The organism is Ensifer sp. GW101-20A05 (genome assembly GCF_059424735.1).
Genome location: NZ_JBWKZT010000001.1, coordinates 64,891 through 83,239, shown reverse-complemented (window position 1 = coordinate 83,239; position 18,349 = coordinate 64,891). Strand labels below are relative to the sequence as shown.

Sequence of the window (18,349 nt, the reverse complement as noted above, 5' to 3'; positions counted from 1 at the left end):
GCAACCGGTTTGGCGCCTGCGTCGCTTCTGCCGTGGCTAGCGCATCTGCGAGAAGGTGAAGGCTCTGTCGCCGTGGTACCAGATGAACTCGTTTTCCCGGGCGCTCAGTCCTCCGGGGTTCCGCGAGACCACCCCACAAAGGTTCGTCGTTTTCAGCCACAGGAAACAAACCTCGTCCTTCTCGAACCGGACCTCGACGTTGCTCATCCTGCCGGCGCCGAGCGAAGCCCAGTCTCCCGTCAAGGTGGCGATGCCCTCGGGCGAAACGACAGCTTCATGTTCCTCGCCCGAATCCAGCATGCGTCCACGCAACCGGTGCCCGAAGAACAACGAACGGAGCTCATCGGCTGGCAGCCTGTCGCGAATGCTGACGTCGGTGTTCATCAGGGTCTCAGGCACGCCCGCCAGACGCAGTCCCTGATAGAGCTTCTCGCTGGCATGCGGCTGCGCCAGGTCCAGCGGCGGGCGCTCTGAAATGCAGACGGGCGTTCCGCCACGGCTGATGCGAAGCGCGTCGTAGCGGGCGACTGCCGCCTCAGCCTCCGCGCGGTGACCGAGATGTCCGGCGGCAGAGGCAAGGAGAAGGAAAGGACCGTCATCCTGGGGGTTGAGTGCGATACTGCTTTTCGCCGCTGCCGCTGCCGCTTCGAAATCCTCCAGGCTGAACTGCGTCAGGCCGAGGACGTACAGGAAGAAGGACGGGGAGTGCGGATCGAGGCGGATCGCCGTGCGGATATAGGGCAGAGCCTCCGCCGGCCGGCCGGCGGATGTCAGGACGAAGGCCGTCAATGCGTAGCTCCAGGAGTCGCCGGGTTCCAGCGCGATCGCTTCCTTGAGGTCTGCGAGCGCGTCGGCATGCCGCCAGTCCACTTCGGCAAGGAGGGCCGCTGCCTGATAGGCGAGTGCCGTCTTATGTTTCTGCGCCATCCGCAGAAACTGCCGCGCCTTGGCTCGCGCCTCGAAGCGCGTGATGCCCAGCTGATAGTGCCAGCGCCACAGGTAAATGCGCGCATAGACCATGGCTGCGGCGGCATAGGCACGTCCATAGGCGGGATCGAGCGCAATCGCCTGGTCGAAGTAGGGCAGGGCCTTCGCGAAGTCTTCGGGCGTGGTGCGCCGGTGATGCTCCCAGCCGCGCAGGAACGCATCGAAGGCCGCTGGCACGGCCGTTTCCTTGCGCCCGAAGGCCATCTGCTGGTCAGGGTCCAGCCGCAACGCAAGCGCTTCGGCAATGCCGCGCATCACTTCGTCCTGCAGCGCAAAGGCATCGGTGAGCGATCCGTCGAACTTTCCGGCCCAGACGTGTCCGCCATCAAGGGAATCTATGAGCTGCGCATTGATGCGAAGCTGCTCTCCGGCACGCTGGACGCTGCCTTCAAGCACATATCGGACACCGAGCTCTTCCGACACCTGCCTGGCTGTCACCGATCTCCCCTTGTAGGTGAAGGTCGAGTTGCGCGCGATGACGAACAGGCCGGAGATCTGGGCCAGTTCGGTGACAAGGCCGTCGGTCATGCCATTGGCGAAGAATTCCTGCTTGGGGTCATCGCTGACATTGGCAAAGGGAAGCACGGCGATCGAGGGCTTGTCTGCCTGGCTGAAGTCCACGGCCTGAGCCGGACGGATGTCGGCAGGCGGCTGCCACGGGCGCCACCAGGCGGCACCGACGGCGGCTGCGAATGCCAGGGCAGATGCCGCGGCCAGCGCGGCCCAGCGTCTCCCGCGGTGCGCTTTGGCCTTCGGCTTGCGGGCGTGGGCTTCGTCCAGCCAGAGACGGTAGGTCCGAACCGGTTTTTCGACGTGTTTCAGACGCTGCTCGCCGAGAAAGACGAAACCGACATCGAGGTGCTTCTCGACCTGGTCGTAGGCGGTGCCCGAGATGACGATGCCGCCCGGTTCGGCCAGGCCCTGCAGGCGCTCGGCGATGATGACGCCATCGCCGTGGATGTCGTCGCCCTCGACGATCACGTCGCCAAGATTGATGCCGATGCGGAATTGCAGCCGCCCCGTGTCCACACCGCGACTATCAGATTTGGCGCGCTGCACCTCGACCGCACATCGGACTGCCTCGACGACGCTGTGGAACTCGACCAGCAGGCCGTCGCCCATGGTCTTGATCAGCCGGCCGCGATGCGTCTCGATGCTTTGTTCGAATAGTTCGTGCAGGTCGGCCTGAAAGCGGGCGCAGGTACCCTCCTCGTCGGCCTGGGTAAGCAGCCCATAGCCGCAAACGTCGGCAATCATCACGGCGGCGAGCCTGCGTTCCATGTGCCTACCGGATAAACGAAGCCCCTCGGGTCGGTTGCGGGATGGTTCAGCGACCTTTGCACGTCCATAGGACGCGCGGCGCTGCAGTTTAACGCAACATCTGTAATTGCTAAAATATGTTCGTTCGCGATCTGCCATTCGCCTCATGTCCGGTGCGGCTTCGCGCTCGACAAATCGTCGCGCGACGCAAGTCGGCCGGGGAGGTGTCGCAAGCGTCGATTGACTTTGCGGCGCCCGCTTCCTAATCATCGGATGTTGGATGGTTCCCCCTTGTCGTGGCGATTGGGGGGAATAATTGGGAATGTGACGGATGGACCCAAACCGGGCATCCTTATCGCAGCCGACCCCGCGACTGTAGAACGGTCAGGGTTCGCCATCGGGCTCAAATTCAGAGCTGCCAGCCGGTTGCATGGGGCAATCGAGGCAGTGCGGAATCGAGCCGGAAAAGCCACTGGCGTGGCATCGTGATCAGCCGGGTTGGACGCCTCTTCTTCTACGAATCGTCCGCCTTTCATGATGTCGCCCACAGCACCCATGCGTCGGAGACGACGCGCAAAGGTTCGCTGTGGCACTGGAAAGCGCCGGGAAGGTGAGGCGGGCCGCTCGGGTCCTGACATCGGAACCTCGTCCATTCGGGGCGAGGCGATGTGGGGCCCGTGACGCCGTGAGCCAGGAGACCTGCCACCCGACATGGGCATTCCGCCCGAGGAGACGTGTCGTCTCCAACGCCATCACGGAGGTTGTTTTGGCTCTCAGATACTTTCCCGAACGCGCCGCCGGCGCGTCGCACGGCTGTTGCCATCTGCCGCTGACCTTGGCGCGGTCACGATGAGCAATCCCAGCGCCGGACCGGTCCTGGTCCTCGGCGGCGCCCGTTCCGGCAAGTCCAGCTTTTCCGAGAAGCTCGTCGGAACGTCCGGCCTTACCAAACATTATGTCGCCACCGGCCGCGCCTGGGACGACGAAATGCGCGCGCGCATCGACCATCACAGGACGCGCCGCGGCGAAGGCTGGACGACGCATGAGGAGCCTGTTGATCTCGTCGGCATTCTGCGGCGCATCGACGACCCCACCCATGTCGTTTTGATCGACTGCCTGACGCTGTGGGTCACCAATCTCATGCTTGAGGAGCGCGACATCGAGGCGGAGTTCGCAGCGCTTGCCGCCTTCCTGCCGCAGGCGCGGGCGCGCCTCGTCTTTGTTTCCAACGAGGTCGGCCTCGGCATTGTGCCCGAGAACCGCATGGCCCGCGAGTTTCGCGACCATGCTGGCCGGCTTCACCAGATCGTTGCGGAGAAATCCGCTGAAGTTTACTTTGTCGCGGCCGGTTTGCCGCTGAAAATGAAGGGTTGAATAATGACCACTGCGAGAACCAGCCACGGCAAGATCCCGGCGACCGTCATCACCGGCTTCCTCGGCGCCGGCAAGACGACGATGATCCGCAACCTCTTACAGAACGCCGACGGCAAGCGCATCGCGCTGATCATCAACGAGTTCGGCGATCTCGGCGTCGATGGTGATGTGCTGAAGGGCTGCGGCGCGGAGGCCTGCAGCGAGGACGACATCATCGAACTTACCAATGGCTGCATCTGCTGCACCGTTGCCGATGATTTCATCCCGACCATGACCAAGTTGCTCGAACGCGAAAACCGCCCGGACCATATCATCATCGAGACCTCGGGCCTGGCGCTGCCGCAGCCGCTGATCGCCGCCTTCAACTGGCCGGACATCCGCAGCGAAGTCACCGTCGATGGCGTCGTCACCGTGGTCGACAGCGCTGCTGTTGCCGCCGGCCGCTTTGCCGACGACCATGACAAGGTCGATGCGCTGCGCGTCGAGGACGACAATCTCGACCATGAAAGCCCGATCGAGGAACTGTTCGAGGATCAGCTGACCGCTGCCGACCTCATCGTGCTCAACAAGACCGATCTGATCGACGCGTCCGGCCTCAAGGCCGTGCGCGACGAGGTTTCCTCGCGCACCAGCCGCAAGCCGACCATGATCGAGGCAAAGAACGGCGAAGTGGCCGCCGCCATCCTGCTCGGCCTCGGCGTCGGCACCGAAAGCGATATCGCCAACCGCAAGTCGCACCACGAGATGGAGCATGAAACGGGCGAGGAGCACGACCATGACGAGTTCGACAGCTTCGTCGTCGAGCTCGGCGCCATCGCCGATCCGGCCGCCTTCATCGATCGCCTCAAGGGCGTCATCGCCGAGCACGACGTGCTGCGCCTCAAGGGTTTTGCCGATGTGCCCGGCAAGCCGATGCGCCTGCTGATCCAGGCCGTCGGTGCCCGCATCGACCAGTATTACGACCGGGCCTGGGCGGCCGGCGAAAAGCGCGGTACGCGCCTCGTCGTCATCGGCCTGCACGACATGGACGAGGCGGCGGTGCGCGCTGCGATTGCTGCGCTCGTCTGATCGTTCATTGAATGAAATGATCTAACGCATTGAAATAACGCAATTCCGGACGGAAGCCGCTTCACGCGTTTCCGTTCGGAATTGCCCGAACGGACAAGATCATGCATCTGCTTCTCGCCCAGAAAGGAACGATCGCCGACGGCAACGAGGCGATCGACCTTGGGCAAACGCCGGCCGATATCCTCTTCCTGTCGGCCGCCGACACCGAGCTTTCCTCGATCGCTGCGGCCCACGGCCGGCGCGACGGAGGCCTGAGTCTGCGCATTGCCAGCCTGATGAGCCTGATGCACCCGATGTCGGTCGACACCTATGTCGAGCGCACGGCACGTCATGCGAAGCTGATCGTCGTCCGGCCGCTCGGTGGCGCCAGCTATTTCCGCTATCTGCTCGAAGCCTTGCATGCGGCGGCCGTCACTCACCGTTTCCAGATCGCGGTGCTGCCGGGCGACGACAAGCCGGACCCGGGCCTTGAACCGTTTTCTACGGTTGAGGCCGATGACCGCCAGCGGCTCTGGGCCTATTTCAACGAGGGCGGCGCCGACAATGCCGGCCTGTTCCTCGACTATGCCGAGGCGCTGGTTTCCGGCGCCGAGAAACCGCAGCCGGCCAAGCCTTTGCTGAAAGCCGGCATCTGGTGGCCGGGGCGGGGCGTGATCGGGGTTTCGGATTGGTTGAGTGTTGTGGGGGCTGGAGCCCCCGCATGCGCAAATCCCACCATCGCCATCTGCTTCTACCGCGCGCTGGTCCAGAGTGGCGAGACACGGCCGGTGGAGGCGCTGATCGATGCGCTGGCGGCGCAAGGGGTTCGGGTACTGCCGGTGTTCGTGTCGAGCCTCAAGGATGCCGTGTCCGTCGGCACGCTGCAGGCGATTTTTTCCGAGGCCGCACCCGATGTGGTGATGAACGCCACCGGTTTTGCCGTTTCCTCGCCCGGTGCCGACCGGCAGCCGACGGTACTGGAATCAACCGGCGCGCCGGTGCTGCAGGTGATCTTCTCCGCCTCGTCGCGGGCGCAATGGGAGACATCGCCGCAAGGGCTGATGGCGCGCGATCTGGCGATGAACGTTGCGCTGCCGGAGGTCGACGGCCGCATTCTCGCGCGCGCCGTCTCGTTCAAGGCGGCGTCGATCTACGATGCGAAAGTCGAGGCTAACATTGTCGGCCATGAGCCGCTTGAAGACCGGGTGTGTTTTTCCGCAAGCCTCGCCGTCAACTGGGCGAAGCTGCGTCGCACGAAGCCCGCCGAGCGGCGGATCGCCATCGTCATGGCCAACTATCCGAACCGCGACGGCCGCCTCGGCAATGGCGTCGGACTCGACACGCCGGCCGGCACCGTCGAGGTGCTCGGCGCCATGGCGCGAGAAGGTTATGTGGTAGGGGCGGTGCCGGCGGATGGCGACGCGCTGATGCGTTACCTGATGGCCGGCCCGACCAATGCAGCAGGCCGAGACCGCGAGATCCGCGAAAAAATTTCGCTCAGCGATTACAAGCGCTTCTTCGATTCGCTTCCGAAACAGATTCAGGATGAAGTTGGCGGCCGTTGGGGCGCGCCGGAGGCCGATCCGTTCTTCCTCGACGGCGGCTTCGCGCTGCCGCTCGCCTGCTTCGGCGAGGTCATCGTCGGCATTCAGCCGGCGCGCGGCTACAATATCGATCCGAAGGAAAGCTACCACTCGCCGGATCTGGTGCCGCCGCATGGCTATCTCGCCTTCTATGCCTTCCTGCGCCATCAGTTCGGCGCGCAGGCGATCGTGCACATGGGCAAGCACGGCAACCTCGAATGGCTGCCGGGCAAGGCCTTGGCGCTGTCGGAGAGGTGTTATCCCGAGGCGATCTTCGGGCCGCTGCCGCATATCTATCCCTTCATCGTCAACGATCCGGGCGAAGGCACGCAGGCCAAGCGCCGCACCAGCGCCGTCATCATCGACCATCTGACGCCGCCCTTGACGCGCGCTGAATCCTACGGGCCGCTCAAGGACCTGGAAGCGCTGGTCGATGAATATTACGACGCCGCCGGCGGCGATCCGCGACGGCTCCGGCTCTTGAGCCGCCAGATCCTCGATCTCGTGCGCGACATCGGCCTCGACAGCGATGCCGGTATCGACAAGGGCGACAGCGACGACAAGGCGCTGGAAAAGCTCGATGCCTATCTCTGCGACCTCAAGGAAATGCAGATCCGCGACGGCCTGCATATCTTCGGCGTGGCGCCGGACGGGCGCTTGCTGACGGACTTGACCGTGGCTCTGGCGCGCGTCCCACGCGGGCTTGGCGAAGGCGGCGACCAAAGCCTGCAGCGGGCGATCGCGGCGGATGCGGGACTCGCCTTCGATCCGCTCGATTGCGTGATGTCGGACGTGTGGACAGGCCCGAAACCGGCTATCCTCGCCGACATCTCCGACGCCCCCTGGCGCACTGCCGGCGACACGGTCGAACGCATCGAGCTGCTGGCGGCAAGCCTCGTCTCGGGTGAGCAGCCTTGCCCGGCGGACTGGACGAACACGCAAGCCGTACTCGACGAGATCGAAACCCGCCTCAAGCCCTCGATCACGGGCTCTGGTGCTGCGGAAATGGCCGGCTTTCTCACCGGCCTCGATGGCCGCTTCGTCGCCCCCGGTCCCTCTGGAGCGCCGACACGAGGCCGGCCGGACGTGCTGCCGACCGGCCGCAACTTCTATTCCGTCGACAGCCGCTCGGTGCCGACGCCGGCCGCCTACGAGCTCGGCAAGAAGTCCGCCGAACTGCTGATCCGCCGCTATCTGCAGGATCACGGCGAATGGCCGTCGTCCTTTGGGCTCACGGCCTGGGGCACGGCAAACATGCGCACCGGCGGCGACGATATCGCCCAGGCCTTGGCGCTGATCGGCGCCAAGCCCGTCTGGGACGTGGTCTCGCGGCGGGTGACGGGCTACGAGATCGTGCCGCTCGCGGTGCTCGGCCGGCCGCGCGTCGACGTGACGCTGCGCATCTCCGGTTTCTTCCGCGATGCCTTCCCGGACCAGATCGCGCTGTTCGACAAGGCGATCCGCGCCGTCGGCGCACTCGAGGAAGACGATGCCGACAACATGATCGCCGCCCGCATGCGCGCCGAGACCCGGCGGCTGGAGGCGGAAGGCGTTGACGCCACCGAGGCCGCGCGCCGCGCCTCCTATCGCATCTTCGGCGCCAAGCCCGGAGCGTACGGCGCCGGCTTGCAGGCGCTGATCGATGAGAAAGGCTGGGACAGCAGAGCCGATCTCGCCGAGGCCTATCTCACCTGGGGCGCCTATGCCTATGGCGCCGGCGAGGAGGGCAAGGCCGAGCGCGATCTCTTCGAGGAGCGCCTGCGCTCGATCGAGGCGGTGGTGCAGAACCAGGACAACCGCGAGCATGACCTGCTCGACAGCGACGACTATTACCAGTTCGAAGGCGGCATGAGCGCTGCCGCCGAGCATCTCGGTGGCACCAGGCCGGCGATCTACCACAACGACCATTCCCGGCCGGAAAAGCCGGTCATCCGCTCGCTGGAAGAAGAGATCGGCCGCGTCGTGCGGGCGCGCGTCGTCAATCCCAAGTGGATCGATGGCGTCATGCGCCACGGCTATAAGGGCGCCTTCGAGATCGCCGCCACCGTCGACTACATGTTCGCCTTTGCCGCGACCACGGGTGCGGTGCGCGACCATCACTTCGAGGCCGCCTATCAGGCCTTCGTCGTCGACGAGCGGGTGGCGGAGTTTCTGCGCGACAAGAACCCCGCCGCCTTTGCCGACCTTGCCGAGCGGCTGCTGGAAGCGATCGACCGCAATCTCTGGACCCCGCGCTCGAACTCGGCGCGGTTTGAACTTGGTGGCATCAGCGGCGCCGCCACCCGGCTTCGCGCCGGCAACGAATAGAGCAGCTCCGGGCACGGTTTTCCGTCCGGAATTGCCTGGAAGCAAAGACTTGGGTTCCGTTTCGCGTTCAGTGAAATACGGAAAAGGAACAGATGCGGGATCAGAGCTGCGGTTTTGCATCCATCCCGCCAACCGGAAATCGAGGGAGTTATCATGAGCGACGAGACGACAAACAGCGGCGAACCTGTTGCCGAGAAGGACGATGCCCGCCACGCCATGAAGATGGCGAAGAAGAAGGCCGCCCGCGAAAAGATCATGGCGACGAAGACCGACGAGAAGGGCCTGATCATCGTCAATACCGGCAAGGGCAAGGGCAAGTCGACCGCCGGTTTCGGCATGATCTTCCGCCATATCGCCCACGGCATGCCCTGCGCCGTCGTGCAGTTCATCAAGGGCGCCATGGCGACGGGCGAGCGCGAACTGATCGAAAAGCATTTCGGCGACGTCTGCCAGTTCTACACGCTCGGCGAGGGCTTCACCTGGGAAACGCAGGACCGCGCCCGCGATGTGGCGATGGCGGAAAAGGCCTGGGAGAAGGCCAAGGAGCTGATCCGCGACGAGCGCAACTCGATGGTGCTGCTCGACGAGATCAACATCGCGCTGCGCTACGACTATATCGACGTCGCGGAAGTCGTGCGCTTTCTGAAGGAAGAGAAGCCGCACATGACCCACGTGGTCCTGACCGGCCGCAACGCCAAAGAAGACCTGATCGAGATTGCCGATCTCGTCACCGAGATGGAGCTGATCAAGCATCCGTTCCGCTCCGGCATCAAGGCGCAGCAGGGCGTCGAGTTCTGATGAGCCAGAGCTGGCAGTTCTGGGCGCTGCTTTCGGCAGCCTTCGCTGCCCTGACGGCTGTGTTCGCCAAGGTCGGGGTCGCGCAGATCAACTCCGACTTCGCGACGCTGATCCGCACCGTCGTCATCTTGCTTGTGCTTGCCGGCATCGTGGCGGCAACAGGGCAGTGGCAGCGGCCATCGGAAATCCCGGGCCGCACCTGGCTGTTCCTGGCACTGTCCGGCCTTGCCACCGGCGCCTCGTGGCTTGCCTATTTCCGGGCGCTGAAGCTCGGTGACGCCGCCCGCGTGGCGCCCATCGACAAGCTCTCGATCGTCATGGTCGCGATCTTCGGCGTCTTGTTCCTGGGCGAAAAGCTCAACCTGATGAACTGGCTGGGCGTCGTGTTCATCGCCGCCGGCGCGCTGCTTCTGGCGGTGTTTTGAGGTTTCATGATCGGTTTGTTGCTTCGAAGCGATTTGCTCACTGAACTTTAAGAGGCAATCGCGGTAACTGAATGGATGGTATCTGCTCAGCGCTAAATGGTATTTCCAAAATGAATTACGGCGATGTCGGCCTCAGAAAGGCATTTGGTCCCTATGCGGTATTCTTGTCCGTCAGTTTTCTTTTCGCGACCATTGTTGTCTACTTATACTTAACGTTGTTCGACGATCAGGCAATCGTAAGGCGGCTCGGGATCGAGGGGCTGAGCCTCGAAACATGTGTGAGTGCATCTTATTGGATCGCGAACTCAATTTACATTTCGCATAAGCTCCTATCGATCGTAGTATTTTTCAGTTTTGTCGTTGCATTATATTTCTCGTATAAGTTCAATTCTCTCCTTTTTGTTGGTGTCGCTATTGTCGGGTCATTGTGTATTTTCCCGTTCGCGATAGTGTTTCTGAGCAGTAACGTTTTCATCATCCCATCGTTGCTCGGATCTTCATGTTCTCATGGGGGTGCGTCTGTGTTTTATATTTTAGTGTTAATGATCAACATGATGTCGGCCTATGTAATTTCAGGAGTCGCCTATTTTTTGTTCAAAGCTCACAGAGACGGTCTTGGTCGCGACTGAAGCCGGTGACGTAGTTGCTGCCAGTCCGTCAAAATCAAACCCACCGGCGGACGCGCCCGCAATAGGCACTGTATGCCTCGCCAAAAGCGCGGGAGAGGTGGGTTTCCTCCATGCGGATCTGGTAGGAGATCGAGATCCAGGCGGAGAGCGCCAGCGCCACCGAGACGACGTTCGGGACTGCCAGCACCGTGCCGATCAGCGCCGTGGCCATGCCGACATAGATCGGGTTGCGTGAGAAGGCGTAGAGGCCTGAGGTCACGAGCGGCGCGTCCTGTTTCTCAGGGATGCCGATCTTCCAGGAATGGCGCATCGCCCATTGCGACAGCATCGTCAGCCCGCCGCCGAGCGCCATGAGTACAAGGCCGGCGGTGTGAAGCAGCGGCCGGTCGAGCACTGGGATCCTGCCGAGCGAAGCGCCGACCGCCTCCGGAAAGGCGGCGACCGCCAGCAGGTGAACCACCAGCGCCGCCACGATCACGCGAAAGAGTTTGCCTGCAAACCCCTCGGCATCGCCGCCATAGGTCAGCACGACGGGTGAGCGGCCGGATTGAACGCGGCGCAGCGCTGCCAGCGCCAGCGTGAACAGGCCGACGATAAGCATCAGGATGGCGGGCAGGGTGGTGAACATTGGAACCTCTGGGCAACGACAGGGGGACGCTTGCGGCCGGGCGCCTGTCTGACAGTCTCTGGCTCGCCCGACTTCCGCGACGTATTTCCTGCAAGTTGCAATCTCTAGCGGCTAGAGGTTCAAGGGGGTGCGCACTCGACCTTCGTTTTGGTTAGCGCATTTTGTATCAGCGAGTGTCGATGACAGGGAATGCTCGTCGGGCCTCAGGGAGGATGTCACCGCCATATCCGCACATTGCCTAGATTGAGACAAGCCAGATCGCCCCATGACCACCCAATGACCGACATCTATGCGCAGGGTGGTCGCCTTCCGTTTCCAGGAAGCGATCCGGCGTTGGTTTGTCCTGATCGTTCTTAGTGGTCCGAGAGTTCCTCGGCCGTTGCGGCGATCTCGGAGCTGCCGAACGTGCCGTCGACATACTTGAAAACAAGTATGCTCATGATCGAGGCGACTATTGCAATCACGACTATACGCATTCGGCTTTCCCGGTGGTCGGTGCGATCTACAGCAACACCCGGCGAAGGCCTTGGTTCCCGGACTTGGTCTAGTTGGCAGGAACAATTGCAGGCGTGGGCGATGGGGCGTTCTCCAAATCCGGCCGAACCGCCAGAATGCTTATTACGAGAGCGACGAGAACGCAGATGAGCATGAGGAAGGCGATACCAGCTTTGTCCATGCCCCGACATCAGACGTTCAATGTGGGCAAATCGAGGCGGCGGCACAGCCGCGTTTAGGGTTGCCCTCTGTGCGGGGGGCCTTGATGAGGCTTCTGGAAGCACGCATATAGATGCCCACATTGTTTAGATCGCGGGTGTACCTTGAAGACCGTTGCTAGAGTTGCGTTTGCTATCGCATCGCTTTTGATAATCGCATCATGCAGTGAAACCGGCCCAGCCCAAACGACCAAGGCGAGCGCATCCGCGGTCCAGCAGGCAGCCAAAGCAAAGGCGGCTCCCACGCCGAAGATGAGCCGAAAGCAGAGAGCCGCAGCGGAAGCTGAGGCAAAGGCGCGTGCAGAAGCGCGCAGTCCTCGGCAATGCAAGACCCCCAAACAGATATGTGGTTACGGCGCCGGGCCAGCAGGCGAAGAATGCTCATGCTGGTCGACCACAGGCGCGCCCGACGTTGGTGTGACAGTCAAGTGACGTTCACTTAAGTCGCGGCATCTGGTTCCAGTCTAAGAGAGCCAGGAATGCGCGCCGGGACTCAAAGCCCCAGCCAGATTCTGAGCGGATGCGTCGGATCTGCCAGCAGCCGGATGGCGAGCGCGATCGAGACGATGACCAGCAGCGGCTTGATGATCTTGGCGCCCTTGGCCATGGCATAGCGCGAGCCGACCTGGGCGCCGAGAAACTGGCCGACGCCCATCATCAGGCCGACCTTCCAGAGGATGGCGCCGAAGAAGAGAAATACGCCAAAGGCGCCGACGTTGGAGCCGAAGTTGAGGAACTTCGTATGCGCTGTCGCCTTCAAGACGCCGAAGCCGGCCAGGGTGACGAAGCCGAGCATGAAGAAGGAGCCGGTGCCGGGACCAAAGACGCCGTCGTAAAAGCCGATCAACGGCACAAGCGTCAGCGTGAAGACGAAGGGCGTGATCCGACGGTGCTGGTCGACGTCGCCCATGTTCGGCTTCAGCCCGAAATAGAGCGCAATGGCGATCAGCAGGAAGGGCAGCACGGCCTTCAGCACGTCGCCTGGAACGATGGTTGCAAGCAGCGCCCCCAGCACGGAGCCTGCCGCCGACATCAGCGCCATCGGCAATTGCTCTTTCAGGTTCACGTGACCGCGCCGCGCATAGGAAAGGCTTGCCGAACCCGAGCCGAACAGCCCCTGCAGCTTGTTGGTGCCGAGCGTTTGCAGCGGCGGAATGCCGGCAATCAGCATGGCGGGAATGGTGATCATGCCGCCGCCGCCGGCGATCGAATCGATGAAGCCGGCGATGAAGGCGGCAACGAACAAGAAGGCGAGCAGGTGGAAGGCGAGATCTTGCACGGGAGGGACTCGGGGAGAGGGAGACGTATGGAGGTTTTGCCGCCTTGTGTCAGAGCCGGCCACGATTTGCAAAGCCTTCTGTTGCGGCGTTGTTGGCCGCCCGGGCGGACGACCTTCGAATCTTTCACGGAATCAAAACCTTGTCCTGAGTCGCTGTGTTTCTGGATGGAGGCGCCGGCGATCGAATGGCGGCCGACACAGGCGGCTATAGCGATCCGCCGGGCAACTGTGCGCCTTCGTCAATCGCGACATGGCGATGGCGCAATCCGGTTTGACCGGTCTCCCGCGCTCCGGTAAAAATGACAATCATGCGACGGCGTCCGCTTCGGTGGACTGAAAGAGCGTCCGGTGCGGCCGACCCAGCCAGGGGGCCATCAGCCGGTGCTGTCCAGATCGGCCGGAACGGTTCGTTCCAGCCGGCGCTTCGTTAAGGAAAACCGACGAAGGGAGCCGGCCGCCGATGCCATCGGTTAGCGGATCAAAGCAATTCCAGCAAAAGTGCGCAGCGGTTTTGCGTCCGGAATCGCGTGAAAATAACGTTCTGGCACAAATGAAAGAAGAGGCCGGGCTGGTGCTCGGGCTCGGTTGCGAGCGCCGCACGCCGGCCGAAGAGGTGATCGCACTTGCCGAGCGCGCTTTGGCAGACGCCGGTGCCAGTGCCGGCGATCTGCGGCTGGTCGCCTCGCTCGATGCCCGCGCCGAGGAGCCGGCAATCCTTGCAGCCGCGAAGCACTTCTCCGTTCTTGCGGTTTTCTACGATGCGGCCACGCTGGAGGCCGAAGCCTCCCGTCTCGCCAATCCCTCCGAGATCGTCTTTGCCCACACCGGCTGTCATGGCGTGGCCGAGGGTGCTGCCCTTGTCGGCGCCGGACGCGAAGCGGTGCTGATCGTGGCGAAGATCATCTCCGCGCATGCGACGGCGGCGCTTGCCGGGCCGGCGGCATTGCGTGTCGAAGAGTGCCTCCAGGCGGCGGAGGTTATCTGATGCGCTTCTATGTTGTTGAATTGAATCAATCTTTTGTCCGGGTTTGCTCTGAAATGGAATCCAGTTCTTCGCGGCTCGATTTAGGCACGGCGTCAAACGGTGCCGGTATACAGGTGAGGCAGCACGCATGATCGACGACCTCTTTGCCGGATTGCCGGCGCTCGAGAAAGGCTCGGTCTGGCTCGTCGGCGCAGGTCCGGGAGACCCGGGCCTTTTGACGCTGCATGCGGCCAATGCGCTGCGCCAGGCGGATGTGATCGTGCATGATGCGCTCGTCAACGAGGATTGCCTGAAGCTCGCCAGACCGGGCGCCGTGCTTGAGTTTGCGGGAAAACGCGGCGGCAAGCCTTCGCCGAAGCAGCGCGACATCTCGCTTCGGCTGGTCGAGCTTGCGCGTGCCGGCAACCGGGTGCTGCGGCTGAAGGGGGGCGATCCCTTCGTCTTCGGCCGCGGCGGCGAGGAGGCGCTGACGCTGGTCGAGCACCAGATCCCGTTTCGCATCGTGCCCGGCATCACCGCCGGCATCGGCGGTCTTGCCTATGCCGGCATTCCCGTGACGCACCGCGAGGTCAATCACGCCGTCACCTTCCTCACCGGCCACGATTCCTCCGGCCTCGTGCCCGATCGCATCAACTGGCGGGGCATCGCCAGCGGCTCGCCCGTGATCGTCATGTACATGGCGATGAAACATATCGGCGCGATCACCGCCAACCTCATTGCCGGCGGCCGTTCGCCGGACGAGCCGGTTGCCTTCGTCTGCAATGCGGCGACGGCGAACCAGACGGTGCTCGAAACGACGCTTTCGCGCGCCGAGGCCGATGTCGAGGCGGCCGGGCTTGAGCCGCCCGCGATCGTCGTCGTCGGCGAGGTGGTGCGGCTCCGGGCAGCGCTCGACTGGATCGGTGCGCTTGATGGCCGCAAGCTCTCGGCCGACCCCTTCGCCAACCGCATTCTCAGGAACCCGGCATGAGCGGACTGCTGATCGCCGCACCGTCGTCGGGCTCGGGCAAGACGACGGTGACGCTCGGGCTGATGCGGGCGCTGAAGAAGCGCGGTGTTGCGATTGCGCCCGGCAAGGCGGGACCTGACTATATCGATCCCGCCTTCCATGCGGCCGCGACCGGCGAGCCCTGCTTCAACTTCGACCCCTGGGCAATGCGGCCGGAACTGCTGCTTGCGAACGCTTCGCATGCCACGACCGGTGGCCGCACGCTGATCGTCGAGGCGATGATGGGCCTGCATGACGGCGCCGCCGACGGCTCCGGTTCGCCCGCCGATCTCGCAGCGACGCTCGATCTCGCCGTCATCCTCGTTGTCGATTGCGCCCGCCTGTCCCATTCGGTCGCCGCACTCGTTCGCGGTTATGCGGACCATCGCGACGATATTCGGGTGGTTGGCGTCATCCTCAACAAGGTCGGCAGTGACCGGCACGAGATGATGCTGCGCGATGCGCTGGAGCGGGTGAGCATGCCGGTTTTCGGTGTCTTGCGGCAGGACAGTGCGCTGCAACTGCCGGAGCGCCATCTCGGCCTCGTGCAGGCGGGCGAGCATGGGGCGCTCGAAGGTTTCATCGGGGCTGCTGCCGAACGCGTGGAGGCGAACTGCGACCTCGATGCCGTCGGCCGCGCTGCGACGATCTTTCCGCACGGGTCGGTCACGAGGATCGAGCGGTTCCGGCCGCTCGGGCAACGCATCGCCGTGGCGCGCGATATCGCCTTTGCCTTCTCTTACGAGCATCTGTTGTTCGACTGGCAGCGGGGCGGCGCCGAAATCTCGTTCTTCTCGCCGCTCGCCGACGAAGCGCCGGATCCTTCGGCCGACGCCGTCTATCTGCCGGGCGGTTATCCGGAGCTGCATGCGGGGCACTTAAGTGCTGCTTCAACCTTCCGTACCGGCATGCAATCCGCGGCGGAACGCGGCGCCCGGATCTTCGGCGAATGCGGCGGCTACATGGTGCTCGGCGAAGGGCTTGTCGCCGCCGATGGCGCACGCTACGACATGCTCGGCCTGCTGCCGCTGACGACCAGTTTTGCCGAGCGCAGGCGGCACCTCGGCTATCGCCGCGTCGTGCCTGTCGACAACGCCTTCTTCGATGGACCCATGACGGCGCACGAATTCCACTATGCGACCATCGTCGCCGAAGGTGCGGCGGACCGGCTGTTTGCGGTCAGCGATGCGGCCGGCGAGAATCTCGGCCATGCGGGCCTCAGGCGCGGCAATGTCGCCGGCTCCTTCATGCATCTCATCGACATCGCAGGCGCGCCATGAGCGCACCGATCGTTCACGGTGGCGGCATCACCGAAGCCGCAGCCCGCTTTGGCGGCCGCTTCGAAGACTGGCTCGATCTTTCGACCGGTATCAATCCTTGCCCCGTCGCCGTGCCGGCGGTGCCGGAACGCGCGTGGCACCGGCTGCCGGATCGGCAGACGGTGGATGACGCACGCCTGGCAGCGGCAGATTATTACCGCACCAATGGCGTGCTGCCGTTGCCGGTGCCGGGCACCCAGTCGGCGATCCAGCTTTTGCCGCGTCTCATAAATGAAAACGGGAAGGCGCCGGCGAACAGGCGCGTCGCGATCTTCGGGCCGACCTATGGCGAATATGCCCGTGTGCTGTCGGCAGCCGGCTTTGCCGTCGATCGCGTCGAACATGCCGCTGCGCTCAGCGCCGAGCATGCCCTGGTCATCGTGGTAAACCCCAACAACCCGACTGGCCGTGCCTTCGCGTCCGCCGAACTTCTGGCGATGGCGGCGAGGCAGAAGGCAAACGGCGGGCTGCTGCTGGTCGACGAAGCCTTCGGCGATCTTGAGCCGGAGTTGAGCGTCGCCGGCCATGTGCGCGATGAAGGCAACCTCATCGTCTTCCGCTCCTTCGGCAAGTTCTTCGGGCTCGCCGGTCTGCGCCTCGGCTTCGTCGTCGCGACGGAGCCTGTGCTTGCGTCCTTTGCCGATTGGCTCGGTCCCTGGGCCGTCTCCGGCCCGGCGCTGACCATCTCGAAAGCGTTGATGCAGGGCGACACCAGGGCGATTGCGGCCGGTATCCTCGAGCGGCGAGCCGGCCTCGATACGGCGCTTGATGGAGCAGGGCTCAAGCGGATCGGTGGAACAGGGCTCTTCGTGCTGGTCGAGCATCCGAGGGCCGCTCTGTTGCAGCAGCGGCTCTGCGAGGCGCATATCCTCACGCGCAAGTTCGACTATGCGCCGGAGTGGCTGAGGATCGGTCTGGCACCGGATGCGGTGGGTGACCGGCGACTGGCGGATGCGCTTGCGCGGATGGAGCTCTGAATGTCGGAGACCATCCTTCTCATCCTCGCGCTGGCGCTGGTGATCGACCGCGTCGTCGGTGACCCGGACTGGCTCTGGGCGCGTCTGCCGCATCCGGTCGTCTTCTTCGGCAAGGCGATCGGCTTCCTCGATGACAGGTTGAACCGCGAGAATCTGGAGGACGGCGCGGCCAGGTTTCGTGGCGTTGTCACCATCGTGCTGCTGCTTGCCGTCAGCGCCTGGTTCGGCCACCTGCTGCACCGCTTGTTCGCCGCTCTCGGTCCCGTCGGCTTCCTGCTGGAGGCGGCGCTGGTCGCGGTTTTCCTGGCGCAGAAGAGCCTTGCCGATCATGTGCGCCGCGTTGCCGAGGGCTTGCGGCAAGGGGGGCTCGAAGGCGGGCGGGCGGCCGTTTCGATGATCGTCGGCCGCGATCCGAAGACGCTCAACGAACCGGCGGTCTGCCGCGCGGCGATCGAAAGCCTCGCCGAAAACTTCTCCGACGGCGTCGTGGCGCCGGCCTTCTGGTATGCGATCGCCGGTCTGCCCGGTCTGCTCGCCTACAAGATGCTGAACACGGCCGACTCTATGATCGGCCACAAATCGCCGAAATATCTGCACTTCGGCTGGGCTTCGGCGCGGCTCGACGATCTTGCCAACCTGCCGGCAGCACGGCTCTCGATCCTGCTGATCGCCGCTGGCGCGCTGATCCACCGTGGCACGCGCGCCGCCAAGGATGCGTTGACGGCGGCCCTTCGTGATCACGGCCTGCACCGCTCGCCGAATTCCGGTTGGCCGGAAGCGGCGATGGCGGGGGCGCTCGATCTGCAGCTTGCCGGTCCGCGCATCTATGGCGGCGTCAAGGTCAGCGAGCCGATGATCAATGGTCCGGGTCGCGCCGTTGCGCGAAGCGAAGATATCGATGCCGGCATCGCTGTATTCTATGGCGCCTGCACGGTGATGACCGTTTTTGTTCTTGCCGTCGCGATGATTTGATCGTTTCGGCGGCTCCCGTCTTGCGAAATCGTGCTTCGCATTAAGACTTTGCTTTCCATATGTATTAAGATTGCTTCA

The 18,349-nt window shown here is 63.6% G+C and carries 14 protein-coding genes and 1 riboswitch; of the genes, 10 read left to right on the top strand and 4 right to left on the bottom strand.

Features of this window, described 5'->3' with window-relative positions:
* Positions 1-36 precede the first annotated feature (36 nt).
* Entirely contained in the window at positions 37-2,268 is a 2,232-nt protein-coding gene (locus AC070A_RS00390; RefSeq protein WP_113737639.1) for an adenylate/guanylate cyclase domain-containing protein, read from the bottom strand.
* A gap of 243 nt (positions 2,269-2,511) precedes the next feature.
* A riboswitch (cobalamin riboswitch) is annotated at positions 2,512-2,660 on the top strand.
* 436 nt (positions 2,661-3,096) lie between these two features.
* Between AC070A_RS00390 and cobU the strand changes: the two genes are divergently transcribed.
* From cobU to AC070A_RS00365, 5 genes are all read left to right on the top strand, one after another.
* Positions 3,097-3,621, top strand: a complete 525-nt coding sequence (cobU, locus tag AC070A_RS00385) for a bifunctional adenosylcobinamide kinase/adenosylcobinamide-phosphate guanylyltransferase (protein WP_113737640.1) — start codon at positions 3,097-3,099, stop codon at positions 3,619-3,621.
* A 3-nt stretch (positions 3,622-3,624) separates the two neighbouring features.
* The gene (cobW, locus tag AC070A_RS00380) at positions 3,625-4,689 is read left to right on the top strand and encodes a cobalamin biosynthesis protein CobW (protein ID WP_113737641.1); all 1,065 of its coding nucleotides are present in this window, start codon (positions 3,625-3,627) and stop codon (positions 4,687-4,689) included.
* Positions 4,690-4,790: 101 nt separating this feature from the next.
* Positions 4,791-8,558: a cobaltochelatase subunit CobN gene (gene cobN, locus AC070A_RS00375; RefSeq protein ID WP_492384632.1), complete on the top strand. Its 3,768-nt coding sequence runs from the start codon at positions 4,791-4,793 to the stop codon at positions 8,556-8,558.
* 153 nt (positions 8,559-8,711) lie between these two features.
* Positions 8,712-9,356 (top strand): cob(I)yrinic acid a,c-diamide adenosyltransferase, encoded by a 645-nt coding sequence (cobO, locus tag AC070A_RS00370; protein ID WP_057254188.1) that lies wholly within the window; start codon positions 8,712-8,714, stop codon positions 9,354-9,356.
* Complete coding sequence (locus tag AC070A_RS00365) at positions 9,356-9,781, top strand: EamA family transporter (protein WP_113737643.1); 426 nt, start codon at positions 9,356-9,358, stop codon at positions 9,779-9,781. Before cobO ends, AC070A_RS00365 begins: the two co-directional genes overlap by 1 nt.
* Before the next feature lie 663 nt (positions 9,782-10,444).
* On the opposite strand, the gene AC070A_RS00360 is transcribed toward AC070A_RS00365, so the two are convergent.
* The 3 genes from AC070A_RS00360 to AC070A_RS00350 form a co-directional block, all read right to left on the bottom strand.
* A complete protein-coding gene (locus tag AC070A_RS00360; RefSeq protein WP_113737645.1) occupies positions 10,445-11,038 on the bottom strand; it encodes a methyltransferase family protein in 594 nt (197 codons plus the stop codon).
* A 353-nt stretch (positions 11,039-11,391) separates the two neighbouring features.
* Positions 11,392-11,514 carry a hypothetical protein gene (locus AC070A_RS00355; RefSeq protein ID WP_255570999.1) on the bottom strand — a complete coding sequence of 41 codons (123 nt, stop codon included), beginning with the start codon at positions 11,512-11,514 and terminating at the stop codon, positions 11,392-11,394.
* A 730-nt stretch (positions 11,515-12,244) separates the two neighbouring features.
* Positions 12,245-13,030, bottom strand: coding sequence for a TSUP family transporter (locus AC070A_RS00350; RefSeq protein WP_057254193.1), 786 nt, complete (start codon positions 13,028-13,030; stop codon positions 12,245-12,247).
* A 550-nt stretch (positions 13,031-13,580) separates the two neighbouring features.
* On the opposite strand from AC070A_RS00350, the gene AC070A_RS00345 reads away from it, so the two are divergent.
* The 5 genes from AC070A_RS00345 (at position 13,581) to cbiB (ending at position 18,271) form a co-directional block, all read left to right on the top strand.
* Positions 13,581-14,015, top strand: coding sequence for a cobalamin biosynthesis protein (locus AC070A_RS00345; protein ID WP_113737646.1), 435 nt, complete (start codon positions 13,581-13,583; stop codon positions 14,013-14,015).
* Between the two features lie 130 nt (positions 14,016-14,145).
* Positions 14,146-14,985 (top strand): uroporphyrinogen-III C-methyltransferase, encoded by an 840-nt coding sequence (cobA, locus tag AC070A_RS00340; protein WP_375293058.1) that lies wholly within the window; start codon positions 14,146-14,148, stop codon positions 14,983-14,985.
* Positions 14,982-16,283: a cobyrinic acid a,c-diamide synthase CobB gene (locus AC070A_RS00335; protein WP_093234596.1), complete on the top strand. Its 1,302-nt coding sequence runs from the start codon at positions 14,982-14,984 to the stop codon at positions 16,281-16,283. The genes cobA and AC070A_RS00335 overlap by 4 nt, the downstream gene beginning before the upstream one ends.
* Positions 16,280-17,299 carry a threonine-phosphate decarboxylase CobD gene (cobD, locus tag AC070A_RS00330; RefSeq protein WP_113737648.1) on the top strand — a complete coding sequence of 340 codons (1,020 nt, stop codon included), beginning with the start codon at positions 16,280-16,282 and terminating at the stop codon, positions 17,297-17,299. The genes AC070A_RS00335 and cobD overlap by 4 nt, the downstream gene beginning before the upstream one ends.
* Positions 17,300-18,271: an adenosylcobinamide-phosphate synthase CbiB gene (gene cbiB, locus AC070A_RS00325; RefSeq protein WP_113737649.1), complete on the top strand. Its 972-nt coding sequence runs from the start codon at positions 17,300-17,302 to the stop codon at positions 18,269-18,271.
* Positions 18,272-18,349: the final 78 nt, after the last annotated feature.

Excerpts from the sequence above, each read along its gene's own strand:
- AC070A_RS00390 (WP_113737639.1), bottom strand. The coding sequence starts at position 2,268 with ATGGAACGCAGGCTCGCCGCCGTGATGATTGCCGACGTTTGCGGCTAT.
- cobU (WP_113737640.1), top strand. The coding sequence starts at position 3,097 with ATGAGCAATCCCAGCGCCGGACCGGTCCTGGTCCTCGGCGGCGCCCGT.
- cobW (WP_113737641.1), top strand. The coding sequence starts at position 3,625 with ATGACCACTGCGAGAACCAGCCACGGCAAGATCCCGGCGACCGTCATC.
- cobN (WP_492384632.1), top strand. The coding sequence starts at position 4,791 with ATGCATCTGCTTCTCGCCCAGAAAGGAACGATCGCCGACGGCAACGAG.
- cobO (WP_057254188.1), top strand. The coding sequence starts at position 8,712 with ATGAGCGACGAGACGACAAACAGCGGCGAACCTGTTGCCGAGAAGGAC.
- AC070A_RS00365 (WP_113737643.1), top strand. The coding sequence starts at position 9,356 with ATGAGCCAGAGCTGGCAGTTCTGGGCGCTGCTTTCGGCAGCCTTCGCT.
- AC070A_RS00360 (WP_113737645.1), bottom strand. The coding sequence starts at position 11,038 with ATGTTCACCACCCTGCCCGCCATCCTGATGCTTATCGTCGGCCTGTTC.
- AC070A_RS00355 (WP_255570999.1), bottom strand. The coding sequence starts at position 11,514 with ATGCGTATAGTCGTGATTGCAATAGTCGCCTCGATCATGAGCATACTT.
- AC070A_RS00345 (WP_113737646.1), top strand. The coding sequence starts at position 13,581 with ATGAAAGAAGAGGCCGGGCTGGTGCTCGGGCTCGGTTGCGAGCGCCGC.
- AC070A_RS00335 (WP_093234596.1), top strand. The coding sequence starts at position 14,982 with ATGAGCGGACTGCTGATCGCCGCACCGTCGTCGGGCTCGGGCAAGACG.
- cobD (WP_113737648.1), top strand. The coding sequence starts at position 16,280 with ATGAGCGCACCGATCGTTCACGGTGGCGGCATCACCGAAGCCGCAGCC.
- cbiB (WP_113737649.1), top strand. The coding sequence starts at position 17,300 with ATGTCGGAGACCATCCTTCTCATCCTCGCGCTGGCGCTGGTGATCGAC.